At 54.9% G+C, this 17,317-nt stretch carries 14 protein-coding genes; all 14 read left to right on the top strand.

The window, feature by feature from the left end:
- Window positions 1-16 precede the first annotated feature (16 nt).
- Window positions 17-631, top strand: a complete 615-nt coding sequence (locus BUC22_RS02405; RefSeq protein ID WP_073382382.1) for a DUF6434 domain-containing protein — start codon at window positions 17-19, stop codon at window positions 629-631.
- On the top strand, window positions 628-1,353 hold the full coding sequence (locus BUC22_RS02400) for an alpha/beta hydrolase (protein WP_073382253.1): 726 nt from the start codon (window positions 628-630) through the stop codon (window positions 1,351-1,353). Before BUC22_RS02405 ends, BUC22_RS02400 begins: the two co-directional genes overlap by 4 nt.
- A 113-nt stretch (window positions 1,354-1,466) precedes the next feature.
- The gene (locus BUC22_RS02395) at window positions 1,467-2,336 is read left to right on the top strand and encodes a MerR family transcriptional regulator (RefSeq protein ID WP_073382251.1); all 870 of its coding nucleotides are present in this window, start codon (window positions 1,467-1,469) and stop codon (window positions 2,334-2,336) included.
- A gap of 524 nt (window positions 2,337-2,860) precedes the next feature.
- Window positions 2,861-3,343: a GNAT family N-acetyltransferase gene (locus BUC22_RS02390; protein WP_013379796.1), complete on the top strand. Its 483-nt coding sequence runs from the start codon at window positions 2,861-2,863 to the stop codon at window positions 3,341-3,343.
- Window positions 3,340-3,594, top strand: coding sequence for a DUF3781 domain-containing protein (locus BUC22_RS02385; protein WP_073382249.1), 255 nt, complete (start codon window positions 3,340-3,342; stop codon window positions 3,592-3,594). The genes BUC22_RS02390 and BUC22_RS02385 overlap by 4 nt, the downstream gene beginning before the upstream one ends.
- The gene (locus tag BUC22_RS02380; protein ID WP_073382246.1) at window positions 3,591-4,385 is read left to right on the top strand and encodes an EFR1 family ferrodoxin; all 795 of its coding nucleotides are present in this window, start codon (window positions 3,591-3,593) and stop codon (window positions 4,383-4,385) included. Before BUC22_RS02385 ends, BUC22_RS02380 begins: the two co-directional genes overlap by 4 nt.
- A 93-nt stretch (window positions 4,386-4,478) precedes the next feature.
- On the top strand, window positions 4,479-5,486 hold the full coding sequence (locus tag BUC22_RS02375; RefSeq protein ID WP_073382242.1) for a C45 family autoproteolytic acyltransferase/hydrolase: 1,008 nt from the start codon (window positions 4,479-4,481) through the stop codon (window positions 5,484-5,486).
- Between the two features lie 173 nt (window positions 5,487-5,659).
- Window positions 5,660-6,349, top strand: a complete 690-nt coding sequence (gene vanR / locus BUC22_RS02370) for a VanR-ABDEGLN family response regulator transcription factor (protein ID WP_013379801.1) — start codon at window positions 5,660-5,662, stop codon at window positions 6,347-6,349.
- Entirely contained in the window at window positions 6,342-7,463 is a 1,122-nt protein-coding gene (locus BUC22_RS02365; RefSeq protein WP_073382240.1) for a sensor histidine kinase, read from the top strand. Before vanR ends, BUC22_RS02365 begins: the two co-directional genes overlap by 8 nt.
- A gap of 89 nt (window positions 7,464-7,552) precedes the next feature.
- Window positions 7,553-8,497, top strand: coding sequence for a D-alanyl-D-alanine carboxypeptidase family protein (locus BUC22_RS02360; protein WP_073382238.1), 945 nt, complete (start codon window positions 7,553-7,555; stop codon window positions 8,495-8,497).
- A 73-nt stretch (window positions 8,498-8,570) separates the two neighbouring features.
- Complete coding sequence (locus BUC22_RS02355; RefSeq protein ID WP_073382236.1) at window positions 8,571-12,851, top strand: PAS domain-containing protein; 4,281 nt, start codon at window positions 8,571-8,573, stop codon at window positions 12,849-12,851.
- 322 nt (window positions 12,852-13,173) lie between these two features.
- Window positions 13,174-13,821: a hypothetical protein gene (locus BUC22_RS02350; protein ID WP_013379806.1), complete on the top strand. Its 648-nt coding sequence runs from the start codon at window positions 13,174-13,176 to the stop codon at window positions 13,819-13,821.
- Between the two features lie 102 nt (window positions 13,822-13,923).
- Window positions 13,924-16,527: an ATP-dependent chaperone ClpB gene (clpB, locus tag BUC22_RS02345; RefSeq protein WP_073382233.1), complete on the top strand. Its 2,604-nt coding sequence runs from the start codon at window positions 13,924-13,926 to the stop codon at window positions 16,525-16,527.
- 212 nt (window positions 16,528-16,739) lie between these two features.
- Entirely contained in the window at window positions 16,740-17,303 is a 564-nt protein-coding gene (locus BUC22_RS02340; RefSeq protein WP_073382230.1) for a YdeI/OmpD-associated family protein, read from the top strand.
- Window positions 17,304-17,317 lie beyond the last annotated feature (14 nt).

Below are 17,317 nucleotides of genomic sequence, written 5' to 3'. Positions count from 1 at the left end.
CGGAAGGGGGAGCGGTATGAGTGAGCGCCCCGATTTGGATAAAAGCCTGGACAGTAAAACATTCCGAAGCTATTACTACCTGAAGGAAGAGTTGACAGCCTTTTGCAGGCAGAACGGCCTGCCGGTTTCCGGCGGAAAGCTTGAGCTGACCGAGCGCATCGCCTGTTTTTTGGATACCGGCAGGGTGACGGCCCCTGCGGCCAAAAGCCGGCCGGGAAAAGCCCGGGAGGGCGCCATTACAGAGGAGATGGCCATCGAGCCGGATTTTGTCTGCTCCGAAAGGCACCGGGCCTTTTTCAAGGAGAAGATCGGCCGCGGCTTTTCCTTTAACGTGGCTTTCCAGAAGTGGCTGAAGGCCAATACCGGAAAAACCTACCGGGACGCCGTCGCCGCCTATGATCAGATTTTAAAAGAGAAGAAAAAGGGAAAGACGGCCATTGACCGGCAGTTTGAGTACAATACCTATATCCGGGATTTTTTCGCGGACAACGCGGGCAAATCCCTGGAGGAGGCCATTGTCTGCTGGAAGTATAAGAAAGGCCTTCCCGGCCACAACCGCTATGAGCGGGCAGACCTTGAGGCCCTGTCCGGCGGGGAGAAAGCCGAAAACAGAGAGGAGCCCAAGCCATGACTGTAAAACCCCTGAAAATTGAGAACATCCCCGCCCTGCTTTGGGGCTGTCCAGCGGACAGGGTCATCATCGCCGTCCACGGCAGCCAGTCCCACAAGGCCGACGAGCCCATCCGCATACTGGCCGAAAACACCGATGCCATGGCCGGCGGCTGTCAGGTTCTGAGCTTTGACCTCCCAGAGCATGGAGCCCGCAGGGATGAGGCGGCCCTCTGCAAGGTGCAGACGTGCGTGGCGGAGCTGGCCGCGGTCATGCGCTGGGCCAGGGCCCGGTGGCAGTCTGTCAGCCTGTTCGCAAACAGCATCGGCGCGTATTTCAGCCTCATGGCCTATTCCGGCGAGCCCCTGGAAAGAGTATGGTTTTTGTCGCCGCTGGTGGATATGCGCCGCATGATCGAGAACATGATGGTCGGATTTGGGATTACCGAGGAGCAGCTGAGACGCGAGCAGGTCATCGCCACCCCCATCGGCCAGACCCTGTACTGGGACTACTATACCTATGTGATTGAGCACCCTGTCAGCAAATGGACGGCGCCGACTGAGATCCTGTACGGCGGCAGGGACGACACCTGCGGGCGCGACACCGTCGAAGCCTTTGCCAGCCGGTTTTCCTGCGGCCTCGAGATCGTGCCGGACGGCGAGCATTACTTCCATACGCCCGAGCAGCTGCGGGTTTTTGAAGACTGGCTTAAGCGGACCGGATTTCTTTCCAAAACCCATTGACCCTCACGCTGCGTGATAGTGTACAATCGGGTTAAAGAGGCAAAGCGGAGAGAATAACGGCCGGTTCGTCTGCGGCGCTCTCTTGACCATCAATGAGACAGGAGTTGATTTTAATGAGAACCGTAAAACAAGTGGCAGCGCTGACCGGCGTGAGTGTCCGGACCCTGCAGTATTATGATGAAATCGGCGTGTTTAAGCCCACCGAGGTTACAGAGGCAGGGTACCGGCTCTACGATGATGAGGCCCTGAAAGCCCTGCAGCAGGTTTTGTTTTTTAAGGAGCTGGATTTTCCGTTAAAGGACATCCGGGAAATCATGGCAGATCCGGGCTTTGACAGGGCAAGGGCCTTTAAAAAGCAGCGGGAGCTGCTTAAGGCAAGGCGCGACCGGCTGGATAAGCTTCTCGCCCTTCTGGATAAGCTGGAAAAGGGGGAAGCCTGCGTGAGTTTTGACGCTTTTGACCTGAGTGGATATCTGCAGATACTGGAGGAATTTAAAACCGAAAACGCCGGGACCGTCGCCCGCCACTGGGGCAGCGTGGAGACCTTTGAGCAGTTTATAAAAAAGGTAAAAGCAGATGAAGCGCATATCGCGGGACTCGCAATAAGGCAGTATGGCAGCGTTGAGAAATATACCGCGGCCATGAGGGACAGCATCAGCCATTTTTCTGAGAACATGGAAAAAATGGAGGCCATGAAAAGCGACGGCACGGTCCAGAAAAACGCGGCCCTCATGGAAAAGCTGTACAGCAGCAGGGAAAAGGACCCCGCGTCGCCGGAGGTACAGGCCATTGTAGGCGAACTCATCGCCCTGGGGGAGACCGCGGAGCTGAACATTGACAAGGGCGAGCACTACTGGGATATGATGATCGACTGGTACCTCCACAACGACGCGCTGATCAAAACCATCGACGGGCAAAAGGGCCCTGGGGCGTCGGCGTTTGTGGGGCGGGCGCTCGCGTGTTATTTTGGAAAAGACGTGTGAAATCAATGATTGTTTATGAGATGTGTTATCCTGACGAGACTGCCGGGGCGGCAGGGATTGTCTGCGTCCCGTTAGATTACGGGTATCTGGAGGAGTACAGGAAAATATACAACGATTGCTTCTATGAAATGAGAAGGGCTCTAGGAATCAAACCGTAACTTTAACGATGGGGATTATCGTGCATCGTTAAGCAGAAAATACCGTCAAAGGATTACGGAAGCTTGATAGCCTTGGCGCTGTCCGTGGATTAAAAACACCCTCTCTCGGTAAAATGCGACACCTGCGGTGTGCATTTTAATCTCGAACCGGGTGCTCTTTTAATCCGTGGACAGCTTTTTTGTACAATCCATAGACTTAAAAACGCCGCCGTACCTTTAATATCGACGGGCGTCATTTTGCCACTTTTTCAGTGCGACAGGCCCCTTTAAAAATCCAGAATCCGCCCAGGAAAATAGACGGGGTGTGCGGATTATGTTAAAATACCCCATATCAGGAAAGTTCGGGAGATGAGGAGAAGCCAGACAATGAACAAAACCATCCGGGAGATCCGGAAACAGGAATACCCGCTGCTAAAGGATTTTTTATACGAGGCGATCTTTATACCAGAGGGGGCTGAGGCCCCGCCAAAAGCCATTGTAAACGCCCCGGAGCTGCAGGTCTATGTGCGTGGCTTCGGTGGCCAGGAGGCGGATTATGCCCTGGTGGCCGAGGTGGACGGAAAGGTCATTGGAGCGGTCTGGGCGCGGATCATGGAGGACTATGGGCATGTCGACGCCCAAACGCCATCCCTTGCCATCGCTCTTTTTAAAGCGTACAGGGGCCTTGGAATCGGCACAGAGCTGATGCGGGCAATGCTTTCCAGTCTCGCGAAAAAGGGCTGGGGACAGGTCTCCCTGTCTGTCCAGAAGCTTAACGGCGCGGTCAGGCTGTACCGCCGCCTTGGCTTTAAGGTGGCAGACGAAAACAGCGAGGAGTACATCATGGTAAAGGAGCTGGGCAGACAATGAATGATTTAGTGGCCAATATTGATAAGCTGCACACCACCGAAATGGGCGCGGTGCGTATAAGGAAGAACCTGTCCATCGGGGACGTGGACGCTGTGCAGTGGTGCAGAGCGAGGATATTAAACCAGGACGCGGCGATGGAAAGAAGGGGCAAAAACTGGTATGTCCGGACAGAGGGCTGTGAAATAACCGTCAATGCCCACAGCTATACGATCATCACCGCCCATAAAATAAAAGGCCAGGAGAGCACATGATCGGCATATATTTCAGCGGAACCGGTAACTCAAAGCATTGTGTGGAGCGGTTTCTGGAAGCATACGGCAAAGGCGGCCAGGCCTTTTCCATCGAGGACGAGACAGCGCTATACAGAATCAGGGAGCAGGACGAGATCGTGATGGGCTACCCTGTGCAGTACAGCAATGTGCCTAAAATCCTGAGGGATTATATTGTTCAGAACCAAGGAGTCTGGAGGGGTAAAAAAGTTTTTATAATGGCTACGATGGGTTTGTTCAGCGGTGACGGTGCGGGTGTTTTGGCACGTCTGCTGCGCAGGTATGGTGGCATTGTAATTGGCGGCCTGCACCTTAAAATGCCTGACAGCATCTGTGATGAGAAAGCCCTGAAAAGGCCTCTGGGGGACAACCGGAAGCTCATAGCGGCCTCAGAGCTGAAAACAGAAAGGGCAGCCCGTGCGCTCAGACAGGGAAACCCGCCCCGGGAGGGTTTAGGGCTTTTTTACCATTTGGCGGGGCTGTTCGGCCAGCGGATTTATTTTTACAACAGGACGAAGCATTATTCGGATCGGCTGAAAATCGACGCGGATAAATGTACGGGCTGCGGAAAATGCGCAGAGCTGTGCCCCATGGGGAACATTTACCTGGAGAACAGTAAGGCGGCTGCTGCGGATGCCTGTACAATGTGCTACCGCTGCATCAGCAGATGCCCGGCCCAGGCCATCACCCTGCTGGGGAAAAGAGTCGTCGAGCAGGGATATCTTGAAAAATACCTGGATACTGCTTTGGAGGATGATAAAAACCTTTATTAATAAACCTGTTGACAATAAATTTTTATTCAATTACCATTAAACCAGAGTTACCGGTAGCTCTCTAAAACGATAAAAGAACAGGAGAGCAAAAACATGTATCACAACCGATTTAAAGGGAACCATTATGACATTGGGTTCCGCTGGGGAACCCTGCTCAGAGAACATGGCAGCAGGCTTCTGGAGCGCATTGATTTTCCAATAACAGAGGAACGGCTGCGCTTTGCGGCCGACTGCGTGCCTGTGTACCAGCAGTATTTTCCCGAGATTCTGGCGGAAATACAGGGCGTGGCTGACGGGCAGAAATGCCCTGCGGAGCCGCTGCGCGCTTTTTTATTCAGCATGTACGCCATGCCTCCGGCCTGTCACTGCTCCTGCTTTGCCGTGGCTGGCGGGGACAAGGTTCTCTTTGGCCGAAACAGTGATTTCCTGGTATCTCTGGAAAACACCAACACCAATGCCATCTACCGCTTTTTGGGTGAAGCCATCGACTTTACCGGCAATTCTACGGCCTTTATTGAGATGGAGGACGGCGTGAACGCCCACGGACTGGCGGCCGGGCTTACCGCAGTCTATCCCCACGCCATAAAGCCGGGGATGAACGCGGGCATGCTGCTGCGGTATTTTCTGGAAAAATGCCGCAGCACCGAGGAGGTCATCGGCTGTATCCAGGAGCTGCCCATCAGCTCGGCCCAGACCTTTACCGTGGCGGACAGGAGCGGCAGCATTGCCGTGCTGGAGGCCAACCGGGACCGCGTGGAGGTGATCCGCCCCACAGAGGAAAAGCCCTATGTGTGCGCGACCAACCGCTTTCACTCTGCGCCCATGGCCGCCTGCTGCGGCCAAACCCTGGACGACTGGGAGGCAGAGCCCCGATACCAGACGCTCACCCGTACCTTGGACAAAAAAGCAGGGGACATGGGCCTGCCCGGGGCCATGGCGCTGCTGTCCGGCCGCGACGGGTTCATCTGCCAGTATGACCGGAAGACCGGAAAGGACACGGTGTGGTCAGTGGTCTACGATCTGGGCGCGCCAGCCATCTACCGGGCCGAGGGCAACCCCGGCAGGCGGAAATTCCTTGAGGACACGCGCTTTCGCTTTTAGAGGGCGCCTGTTTTAAAAACACCCGTCCTGCTCCGGCCCGAAACAGGCCAGAGGGCAGGGCGGCTTTTAATTTAAGAAAATCTTAAGAGGTCACTAAGGAAAAGACAAGGACATTCAGGCAATGTTCAGATACAATAAAAGAGAAACCATAACACTTAAAGAGGAAATGAAAAATGCAGACGGAAATATTAGTAGTAGATGATGAACAGGAAATCGCGGATCTGGTGGAGCTTTATCTGGGCAACGAGGGCTACGCCGTACGCAAATTTTACAGCGCACAGGAAGCGCTGGCGTCGGGCCTTGAAAACCCGCCGGAGCTGGCCGTGCTGGATGTGATGATGCCAGAGCTGGACGGCTTTACCCTGTGCCGCAGGCTCCGGGAAAAGTACACCTTTCCCATTATCATGCTCACCGCCAGGGAGGAGGAGATTGACAAGATCACCGGACTTGCCATCGGCGCGGACGATTATGTGACCAAGCCTTTCCGGCCCCTGGAACTGGTGGCCCGGGTAAAGGCCCAGCTGCGGCGTTCCCAGCGCTACAACGGCGGCCAGCAGGAGGCCGGGGCCATAGCCGCCTACCGCGGCCTTACGCTCAACCGGGAGACCCATGTGTGTACGTTAGACGAGAAGCCTGTGGAGCTCACGCCCATTGAGTTTTCCATCCTGTGGACCCTCTGCAAAAACAGGGGGCGGGTCATTAGCTCCGAGGAGCTGTTTAAAGAAGTCTGGGGTGAGAAATATTTTACGGGCAACAACACGGTCATGGTCCACATCCGCCACCTCCGGGAAAAAATGCAGGATTCGGCGGAAAACCCGCGGTACATAAAGACCGTGTGGGGCGTGGGGTATAAAATTGGATAATCCCTTTAAAAGGCTGAAACGCCGGATCCTGCTCCAGGTGCTGCTGACTGCGCTCGCCGCCCTGCTGGTGGGCTGGGTGCTCATGGTCCTGTTTGTGGATGGGGTTTTCCAGGACCGCTTTGCCGACTACATGGTTTATATTTTCGCTCATTTCACCAGCGGGGAGCGGGACGAGATGCTCTACCGGGGGATTTTCCAGAACAACAAGGGGCTGTGGATGGCCGCGGGCTACGTGGTGCTGCTCTGCGCCATTTTTTACTGGGGGATGACGCGCTTTACCCGGTATTTTAATGAAATCAGCCGGGGGATCGACGCCCTGGCCGGCGAGAAGTCTGAGTATATTGAGCTGCCCGGAGAGCTGGACTTTATGGAGAAGAAGATGAACCAGGTGCGCCAGTCGCTGGAAAAGCGCGCTCGGGACGCGCGGGAGGCTGAGCAGCGCAAAAATGACCTGGTGGTGTACCTGGCTCACGACATCAAGACCCCGCTGACTTCTGTCATCGGCTATCTGAACATTCTGGAGGAGGCGCCGGACATGCCCCTGGAGCAGCGGGCAAAGTACACCAGGATCACCCTGGACAAGGCCTGCCGCCTGGAGCAGCTCGTCAATGAGTTCTTTGACATCACGCGTTTTAACCTGCAGACCGTGGTGCTGGAAAAGGAGCAGGTCCACCTCTCCTATATGCTCATGCAGATGGTGGATGAGTTCTACCCCATTTTTACAGCCCAGAACAAACAGGCCGAGTTTAAGACAGACGGCAGCATCGACCTGGAAGGCGACGCGGACAAGCTGGCCCGGGTGTTCAACAACATCCTCAAAAACGCCGTGGCCTACAGCGACCCGGAAACAGTCATCGAAATTGAGGCGGGAACGACGCAGGACACAGCGGTTGTCACCTTTAAAAACAGGGGAAGAACCATCCCGCCCCACAAGCTCGAGAGTATTTTTGAGAAGTTCTACCGGCTCGATACAGCAAGATCCACCACCTCCGGCGGCGCGGGCCTTGGCCTTGCCATCGCCCGGGAGATCGTCCTGGCCCACGGCGGCGGCATAAAGGCCGAGAGCGTTTCCGGCCTCACCACCTTTACCGTCACGCTGCCCCTGCGGGGTTAAGAAAATCTTAATGGAAAAAGAAACAAAGGTTAAAAAACGCGGCGCCTTTCTGTGGTTTAATTGAACCATCAGAAAGGAGCTGTTTTTTTATGAATGACAACCGAAGAAATATCATCAGCCGGAGAAGAAAAAGAAAGGCCAGGGGGCGGCCTGCGCTGTTTTTGATCATCGCGGGGCTCAGCCTTTACATGGTCGTCTTTGCCTTTAAGGCCATAAGCCCAGGAGGGCCGGCCCACCCCGTGAACGCCATGGGCAGCGCCGGCCTGTACAGCGAGAGCGCGGTGCTCATGCGCCTGGACGGCGGCGAGGTGCTGTTCCAGAAGAACAGCGGTGAAAAGATCTATCCCGCCTCACTCACCAAGCTCATGACAGTCCTTGTGATCCTGGACCAGTTTGAGGATCTGGACCACACCGTCACCCTGCCCGGGGAGGTTTTTGACTGCCTGAGCGGCTCTGGGGCCTCTGTGGCCGGATTTTTACCCGGTGAGCAGCTCACCCTCCGGGACCTGCTGTACGGCTGCGTGCTGCCCTCGGGGGCCGACGCGGCCATGGGCCTGGCCTGCGCCACAGCAGGCTCCGAGGAAAACTTCGCGGAGCTGATGAATGGTAAGGCGGCGGAGCTGGGCATGGCCCACACCCATTTTAAAAACGCCACCGGACTGCATGACCCCGGCCATTACACCACTGTCATGGACATGGCAGTTCTGTTGAGGGCGGGGCTTAAAAACCCGGATTTCCGGGAGCTGCTCACAACCTTCGATTACCAGACAGAGCCTACCAACAGGCACCCCGGTGGCGTGGGACTCAGCAGCACGCTGAGCAGTCTCATGGGCACGCCGTATCCGGATGGGGTAACCCTCCTCGGCGGGAAAACCGGGTATACCGAGGAGGCAGGACTGTGCCTGGCCACCCTGGCCGAAAAGGACGGACGGGAGTACATCGCCGTCACGGCCGGGGCGCCGGGCAGCCATGAAACCTCGCCCCGCCACCTTAAGGACGCCTTCCGGCTCTACGGACTGGTGGATTGCGTTTAAGCCCCTTCTGTGGTAGAATTAATCAATTACAGCAGAACCCGGCGCTTGGTCAAAGCCCGGGCAGGAGGGAATTATGTTAATGGAAGAATATTTGTCCGTGCTGGAGGCGGATCAGACCGCGTCCGTGCTGGATAATGCGCCGGTCGCGATTTATGTCAGCGCGCTGGACAACTGGGAGCTGCTTTATGCGAACCGACGGGCAAAAGCGCATTTTTCAGAGCAGCTGTTAAAGCCGGGGCTCACCTGCTATCAGGCTGCGGGCCAGGACCGCCCGTGTCCCTTCTGCAGCGCAGAGAAAATGAGCCGGGAAACCCTTTTAGTCAGAAAGTTCAAGCATCCCCAGAGCGGCCGGGTCTATGAGCTCAGCGGCAAAATTGTTGACTGGGCGGACCGCCCGGCGCAGATCGAGTACATCGTGGACATTACCGACAGAGAGCGGGAGGAGGAGCGCTCCAGATCGCTGAGGGCTGAGCTGGAGGAAACCTTTACCAGTATTCCCTGCGGCCTGTGTGTTTACCAGTTTGACGGCATCCAGATTTTACCCGTGTTCCACAATCCGGCCTTTTATGAGATCATGGGCTATTCCGAGGAGCATATACGGGATGTGGAGCAGTCCACTGATTTTCTGGGCGTCCACCCCGGGGACGCGGGCATGCTGCGGCAAAAAATCCAGCAGGCCATTCTGTGCAATGGAACCATGCACTACACCTACCGTGTTTTTAATGACCGCAAGGGCGAGTACTGCTGGATTCGCCTTGACGGCTCTGTCAAGGAAAAAGAGGATGGCACAAAGCTTTTGTACGGGGTTTACAGCGATGTCAGCGAGTCGGTGCGCCTGGAAAAGGAGCTGACCGCTGCCAACGAGAAGCTGGAACACATTGTCAACGCCATCCCCGGCGGTGTGGCCAGCTATAAGGTGGAGGACGGCCGCTTTATCCCGACCTTTTATTCTGACGGCATCATGTCCCTTTCAGGACATACCCGTGAGGAATACCGGGAAATGGTACAGGACGATGTCTTTGATATTATCTACGAGGCTGACCGCGAGCGGGTGCACGCGGCTGCCCGCGCCGCGGTCCAGAGCGGCGGCGTCCTGGATGTTTCCTACCGCATGCGCCATAAGGACGGCAGCCTGATCTGGATTCACCTCAACGGCCAGCGCATGGGGCCCTTGTCCGAAGACACCGGGTTTTACGCGGTGTTTACCGGCATATCGGACGAGACCCGCCTGTTCCAGAGCATTGCCAACGAGATTGCCGACGGGGTTTATGTCATCGACAAGGCAAACTATGACCTGCTCTATGTGAACGAGTCCGGCGCCCTTTTCAGAGAGGAGCAGAGCTGCGCAGGCCAGAAATGCTACAAGGCCCTGTATGGCAGGGACGCGCCCTGCGCCTTTTGTACCCTTAAGACTCACGCGCCCGACGGAAAAACCCACAGCATGGATGTGGGCGAGCCGGGGCGGTTTTACAGCACCCGCTTTAAGGAAACCGACTGGAACGGCATCCCTTCCTACATTAAATATGTGCAGGATGTGACCGAGGAGGTCCGCGCGCAGAAGGAAAAGGAAAGGATAGAGGAATACTTCCAGACAGTGGTCAGGAACCTGCCCGGCGGTGTGGCAGTCATCCGCTGCCTGGAGGATGGCCGCATGATGCCCGAGTACATTTCCGACGGCTTTGCCGAGCTGTCCGGCATGCCCCTGGACGAGGTCTGGCGGATCTGTGAGAAAGACGCCATGGCCGGCGTCCACCCCGAAGACCGCGCCAGGGTCAACGAGCGCATGGCCGAATATATCCGCAACGATGAGAATTACTGTGAAATGGCCTACCGCCTGAGAAAGGGCGACGGCAGCAGCCTGTGGGTTAAAAACACCCTGTCGCTTATCCAGGGCAGCGGCGGTGAAAAGCGGATCTACGCGGGCTATCATGATATTACCAGGGAGCGCGAGGAGCAGGAGCATATGCGCAAAAAGTATAATGACCTCATCCTGCAGCACTACCGCAGGCCCGACCCCGACGCCCTCATCATCGGCCACTGCAATGTGACCCAGAACCAGATCATTGAAATCATGGACCACACCGGCTCCGATCTCCTGAAGACCTTTGGAAATGTCCGGGAAACCTTTTTTACCGGAATCTCCAGCCTCGTGGTGGACCCGGATGAGCAGCAGACCTTTTTAAACACCTACCTCAACGCGCCCTCGCTGGCTGCCTTCGAGCGGAATGAAACCGAGGTGGTCCTGAAAAGCTATATCAAGCTGCCAAAAGAGGCCCAGGGGCGTTATGTCAAATTTAAGGTAAACCTGGTGGAAACACCGGATACCGGGGATGTGACCGGCATCTTCACCGTGACAGACATTACCCGGCAGACTATCTCTGAGCGCATGATGGGCAAGCTGGCTGTGGCCAGCTACGACCTGGTGGCCGAGGTGGATGTTTTCCAGGACCGTTACCGGATCATCTCAAAGGACGATGCTTACAGCGATACGCCCGGGCAGGAGGGGATTTATTCAGAATGGATTGGCGACCTGCTGGACACCCGGGTCGTGCCCAAGGATAAAGACCAGGTCGCGAGGCTGCTGGACGTCCGCACCCTGCCCGACCAGCTCAGGGCAAAGGGAGACTACTCCTTTTCCTATTCTGTCATCGGCGAAAAGGGCGAGCTGCTTTTTAAGAACATGACCGTCTCCACCCTGGACATGCGGCTGGGCCGCGTCTGTCTGGCGAGAACCGACATTACCGATTCCATAAGAGAGCAGCAGGGACTGCTGAACGTGATCGCTTATACCTTTGAGATGATCGGCTTTATTGATATTGACACTGGCCGCACCACCATGTACACACGCCAGATCGTCCTTGAGAACCTTCCGCCCTATGTGGTAGAGGATTATACAAAATCCGCCGGACGGCTCGCAGAGTTTTACGAGTCGGACGGGGGACAGGACAACGCCCAGAAGCAGTTTTGCCTGGACACCCTGCGTGACCGCCTGAAGAAAAAGCCCGAGGGCTATGATTTTGTGCTGCCCTACCGTCTGGGAGACCAGACACGGTATAAGCAGATCAACGTGCTGTGGGGCGACCGGAACCAGAAAACCGTATGCCTGGTGCGGGCAGACGTCACCGACATGCTGGCCTCCGAGCGCCGGACAAAGGCAGCGCTGGAAAAGGCCCTGTCACTGGCGGAAAAGGCCAACCAGGCCAAAAGCGATTTTCTTTCATCCATGAGCCATGACATCCGCACCCCCATGAACGCCGTCATGGGCATGACCACCCTGGCCGCGGCTCACCTGGATGACAGCGCGCGGGTCAGGGACTGCCTGGATAAAATCGTCGTGGCCTCAAGACACCTGCTCAGCCTCATCAATGATATTCTGGACATGAGTAAGATCGAGCGGTCCCAGATCACCCTTAACCATTCCGCCATTGCCGTTTCCGACCTGCTCAACCAGCTTAACGCCATGATTGCGCCCCAGGCCGCGGACAATGGCCTCAGCTACAGCGCGCGGACGGAAAATATCCGGCACCCTTACTTTTACGGCGACCTGCTGCGCATCAACCAGATCCTGATCAACCTGCTGAGCAACGCTATCAAGTTTACGCCCGAGGGCGGCAGGGTAGAACTGCGGGTTGAAGAAATTGCACCAGTCAAGGCTCCCGATGCAGTCCGCTACCGGTTCATCGTCAGCGACACCGGTGTGGGCATGTCCGAAGCCTTCCTCATCCATGTGTTTGAGCCCTTTACCAGAGACCGCAATGTGACGCGGGTTGAGGGAACCGGCCTTGGCCTCAGCATTACCAAGGGGCTGGTGGACCTGATGGAGGGTGAGATCACCGCCGAAAGCCAGGAACGGGCAGGCACCGTCTTCCGGGTAGAGCTGGAATTCGCAGCCGCCCAGAGCGCGTCTGAGGGTAACGCGAGCCGTGAGGACGAGTGCTCGGGACTCACCGATGAAAGCCTGCTCGCAGGGCGCTGCTTCCTCATCGCCGAGGATAATCTGATCAACTCCGAAATCCTCAGCGAGCTGCTGAAAATGCTCGGCGCGGATTCCCGGGTCAAGGTCAATGGCGCCGAGGCTGTGGCGGCCTTTGACGGCGCCGCTCCAGACACCTATGACGCTGTTTTGATGGATATCCAGATGCCTGAGATGAACGGCTTTGAGGCCACCAGGGCCATCCGCAGCCTGCCAAGGCCTGACGCCCGGACCATCCCCATTGTCGCCATGACTGCCAACGCCTTCGCAGAGGATATTCAGGCTGCCCTGGACGCAGGCATGAACGCCCATGTCGCCAAGCCCGTGGATATGAAAGTCCTGCGCGCCACACTGTGCAGGGTGCTTAAAAATAAAAAATGAAGATGAAGCTAAAAAAAGATCGGCACAATTTTGCGCCGATCTTTTTATGTTGCTGTGCTATTGTTGTATTCGATAATCAGCTCATATCACGTTTTCCCAAATTAATAAACCTTGAAATCCCAATCAGCTGCTTTCCTGAGCTTTTTAAGTGATTCCATAAATTTTCGTCCGTTTTTCAATTTTTTGGGTAATATTTATTAATGAAGCCTTTTAATTCTTAAAGTGGATTAAGAAATACAATAAAATGTCATATGTTTTACATAAATCATTTGACAATATATTGGTTAGGGTGTATTATTAATGCATAGACGAGGTGGAAACTATGAAAAAAAGTGTATATAGCCTGATGCTTTTTGATGAGATCGTTGAAAAGATCGATCAACTGGCATATGAAAATAATACCAACCGCTCTCAGCTCATCAATGATATTTTGGCTGAGAAGATCGGTCTGGAGACACCTGAGCAGCAGGTGCAGAAAATACTGGAGCAGCTGGACCAAAACCTCAGCGACACCCTGTCGGTGAGCCAGATCAACAAAAACTCCAGCATCCAGTTTGGCAAAAGCCTGAAATACAAGTACCGCCCAAAGGTGCGGTACAGCTATGAGTTTGTCAATGACAACGGGCAGAAATACGCGGTGCTTAAGGTAAGCTCCCGTACCAAGTCCGAGGATTTAAACGAGCATTTTGACCAGTTTTTCCAGAAAATCTGTAACATCGAGCGCAAAAACAATGAGGTGGATGACAAGGACAGCGAACACCTGACCAACCACAAATTCATCCGTGAATTCAAGGAAAACGGCGCGGTACAGAACGGTGTCAGCACTGTTACCAATTTTTTGACCGAATATCTGCGGATGATCGACTCTGCCATGAACCTCTACTTTGAGAGCAACGAGGATGAAAATCTGGATCAGGAGCTCGAGGAATTATACGGTCAGTTTTTAGGAAATCCCAGGCCAAAGAAATAAAGGCAGGGATCGAATCACATATCGGAGCGCGGTTTGGGTGCGATTCATTCAGGCCGCATGGCGGCTTTACATACAAAATTTAAGAGAAGTAGGTGATATTTAATGGACATGAACATGTTAACACAGAAATCAATCGAAGCGGTCAAAAATGCCGAACAGATTGCCATAGACCATGACCACATGGAAATTCAGCCAGAGCATCTGCTCCTGGCGCTGCTGACCCAGGAAAACGGCGTGGTCGGAAGATTGTTTGAACGGCTGGGTAAAAATACCTATCCGATTACCCAGGAATTAAAGGGCGATATTGACAATATGCCCAGCGTTACCGGCCCGGGCCGCGAACCCGGAAAGGTTTATATCAGCCGTGACACTGACAAAATCATGAACGAGGCTTATAAGGAAGCCAAGAAGATGGAAGACCAGTACATCTCTGTCGAGCATCTTCTGCTGGGCTTTTACAGCCTGAGCAGGCAGAACGCAGCCCTCGAGCTGCTGAATCGTCACGGTGTCACAAAGGATGAGGTTTTAAAAGTATTAAGGGATGTGCGCGGCGGCCAGCGGGTCACGAGCGACAACCCCGAAGGAACCTATGAAGCCCTGACCCAGTACGGGCACGACCTGGTGCAGGACTGTATTGATAATAAGCTGGACCCAGTGATCGGCCGTGACTCCGAAATCCGGCACACCATCCGTATTTTGTCCAGAAAAACCAAGAACAACCCAGTGCTTATCGGGGAACCGGGCGTTGGTAAAACCGCCATTGTCGAAGGCCTGGCTGCCCGGATTGTGCAGGGCGATGTGCCCGAGGGCTTAAAGGACAAGCGCATTATCTCCTTAGATATGGGCGCGCTGGTCGCCGGCGCCAAATACCGCGGCGAGTTTGAAGAGCGGCTCAAAGCCGTCTTAAAGGAAGTCAAGGACAGCGACGGACGTGTCATCCTGTTTATCGATGAGCTCCACACCATTGTGGGGGCCGGGAAAACCGAGGGCTCCATGGATGCCGGCAACATGCTCAAGCCAATGCTGGCCCGGGGCGAGCTCCACTGTATCGGCGCCACCACACTGGATGAATACCGCCAGTATATCGAAAAGGACCCAGCGCTGGAACGGCGTTTCCAGTCGGTACTGGTGGATGAACCAACGGTTGAGGACACCATTACCATCCTCAGAGGCTTAAAGGAACGCTATGAAATCTTCCACGGGGTCAAGATCCAGGATAACGCCCTGGTCTCCGCGGCAGTGCTTTCCAACCGGTACATTACCGACCGTTTCCTCCCGGATAAGGCCATCGACCTGGTGGATGAAGCCTGCGCCATGATCCGTACCGAAATTGACTCCATGCCCGAAGAGATGGATGAGGTCAACCGTAAGATGATCCAGCTGGAAATCGAGGAAACCGCCCTCAAAAAAGAAGAGGACAAGCTCAGCAAGGAGCGCCTGGAACGGATTCAGAAGGAGCTGGCCGAATACCGCGACCGCTTCAATGAAATGAAGATCCAGTGGGATAACGAAAAGAACGCGGTGGAATCCGTCCAGAAGATCAAGGAAGAAATCGACCGGGTTAACCACCAGATCGAGCTGGCCCAGCGCGAGTCCGACTATGACAGGGCCGCAGAGCTGACCTACGGCAGGCTGCCGGAATTACAGAAGAAGATGAAGGAAATGGAAGAAGCCGCCGAGGCCAGAGGCGAGGGCGAATCCCTGATCCGTGAGAGTGTGACCGAGGACGAGATCGCCGAAGTCATCTCCAACTGGACTGGTATCCCCCTGAGCCGGCTGATGGCCGGCGAACGGGAAAAGCTCCTGAATCTGGAAGATACCCTCAGAAAACGCGTGGTTGGCCAGGAAGAACCCATCGAAAAGGTGGTCGACGCCATTATCCGCTCCCGTGCGGGCATTAAAAACCCCAACAGCCCCATTGGCTCCTTCCTGTTCTTAGGGCCTACCGGGGTTGGTAAAACAGAGCTGGCCAAAGCCGTTGCCGCCAACCTGTTCGATTCTGAGGACAACATGATCCGTATCGACATGAGCGAGTACATGGAAAAATTCTCCGTGAGCCGCCTGATCGGAGCGCCTCCGGGATATGTTGGCTATGAAGAAGGCGGCCAGCTGACAGAAGCTGTGCGGCGTAAACCCTATTCGGTCATTCTCCTGGACGAAATCGAAAAAGCCCATAAGGACGTGTTCAACGTGCTGCTCCAGATTCTGGACGACGGCCGTGTGACCGACTCCCAGGGACGGACCATCGACTTTAAAAACACCATTATCATCATGACCAGCAACATCGGCTCCGAATACCTGCTGGAAGGCATCGACGCCGAAGGCAACATTCTGGTCGAAACCGAGGAAGCGGTCATGAATTCCCTGAAAAATTACTTCAGGCCCGAATTCCTCAACCGTATTGATGAGATCGTGCTGTACAAGCCGCTCACCAAGCGCTCCATCGGCAGAATTGTCGACCTGATGATGGCCGAGCTCCAGAAACGCCTGGATGATAAGCGCATTGTGGTAAAACTCAGTGAAGACGCCAAGGAAGCCGTCATCGACCAGGGCTATGACCCGAGCTACGGCGCCCGCCCGCTGAAGCGTTTTTTACAGAAGAATATTGAAACCATGATCGGCAAGGAAATTATCCGGGGCAACCTGGATGAGGACCAGGTGGTCACCGTTGACTTTAAGGACGGCCACTTTGTCATCGAAAAATAAAAGAGCAAAGTCTGAGACCGGCGCAAACCTGCGCTGGTCTTTTTTTATGCAAAAAGAGGAAGGCAGAAGCTTTAAACAGCAGGAAAAGACATGACCAGAGCCGGAAACCATGCTATAATCAAACCATAAACCGCCGCAGGCAATGGGTAAGGCCGACTGGTTTTACCTGCAGAGGCGCTGTGGAAAAGAATTTGATTTTTGGAGGAACGAGGATGAGTGAGCCCTTATATTTTAAGACCCGCGAGGCTTTCAGAGACTGGCTGTCCCACAACTGCCAGTCCAGCGAAGGCGTCTGGCTGGTGTTTGGAAAAACAAAAGCCCTGGTGACCGTAAAAGCCGGCGAGGCGCTGGAGGAAGCCCTGTGCTTTGGATGGATTGACGGCCAGATGAAAAAAGTTGACGGCCAGTCCTACATCAAGTATTTTTCCGCGCGCAGAAAGAACAGCAAATGGTCCGCGAAAAACAAGGCTTTGGCAGAAAGCCTTGAAAAACGCGGGCTGATGACCGACATCGGCAGGGAAAAGATCGAGGAGGCAAAGAAAAACGGCCAGTGGGACAGCGCCGCAGGGCCCTCAGCCGTCACAGAGGAGCAGATTGAGGCAGTGGCCCGGCTGCTGCGGGAAAACGAACAGGCTCATAAAAACTTCCTGAATATGCCGCCTTCTGTAAAAAAGACCTACACAAGAGCCTATCTTGACGCCAAAACGGAAGCCGGCCGGGCCAAGCGCCTGGCGTGGATGATGGGGCGGCTGGAGAAAAATTTAAAGCCAATGTGATCCGGGAAAGCAGG

Source organism: Eubacterium callanderi, assembly GCF_900142645.1.
Lineage (GTDB): Bacteria > Bacillota > Clostridia > Eubacteriales > Eubacteriaceae > Eubacterium > Eubacterium callanderi.
Note: the sequence above shows the minus strand (reverse complement) of the source record. Positions and strands in the feature narration are given on the sequence as shown.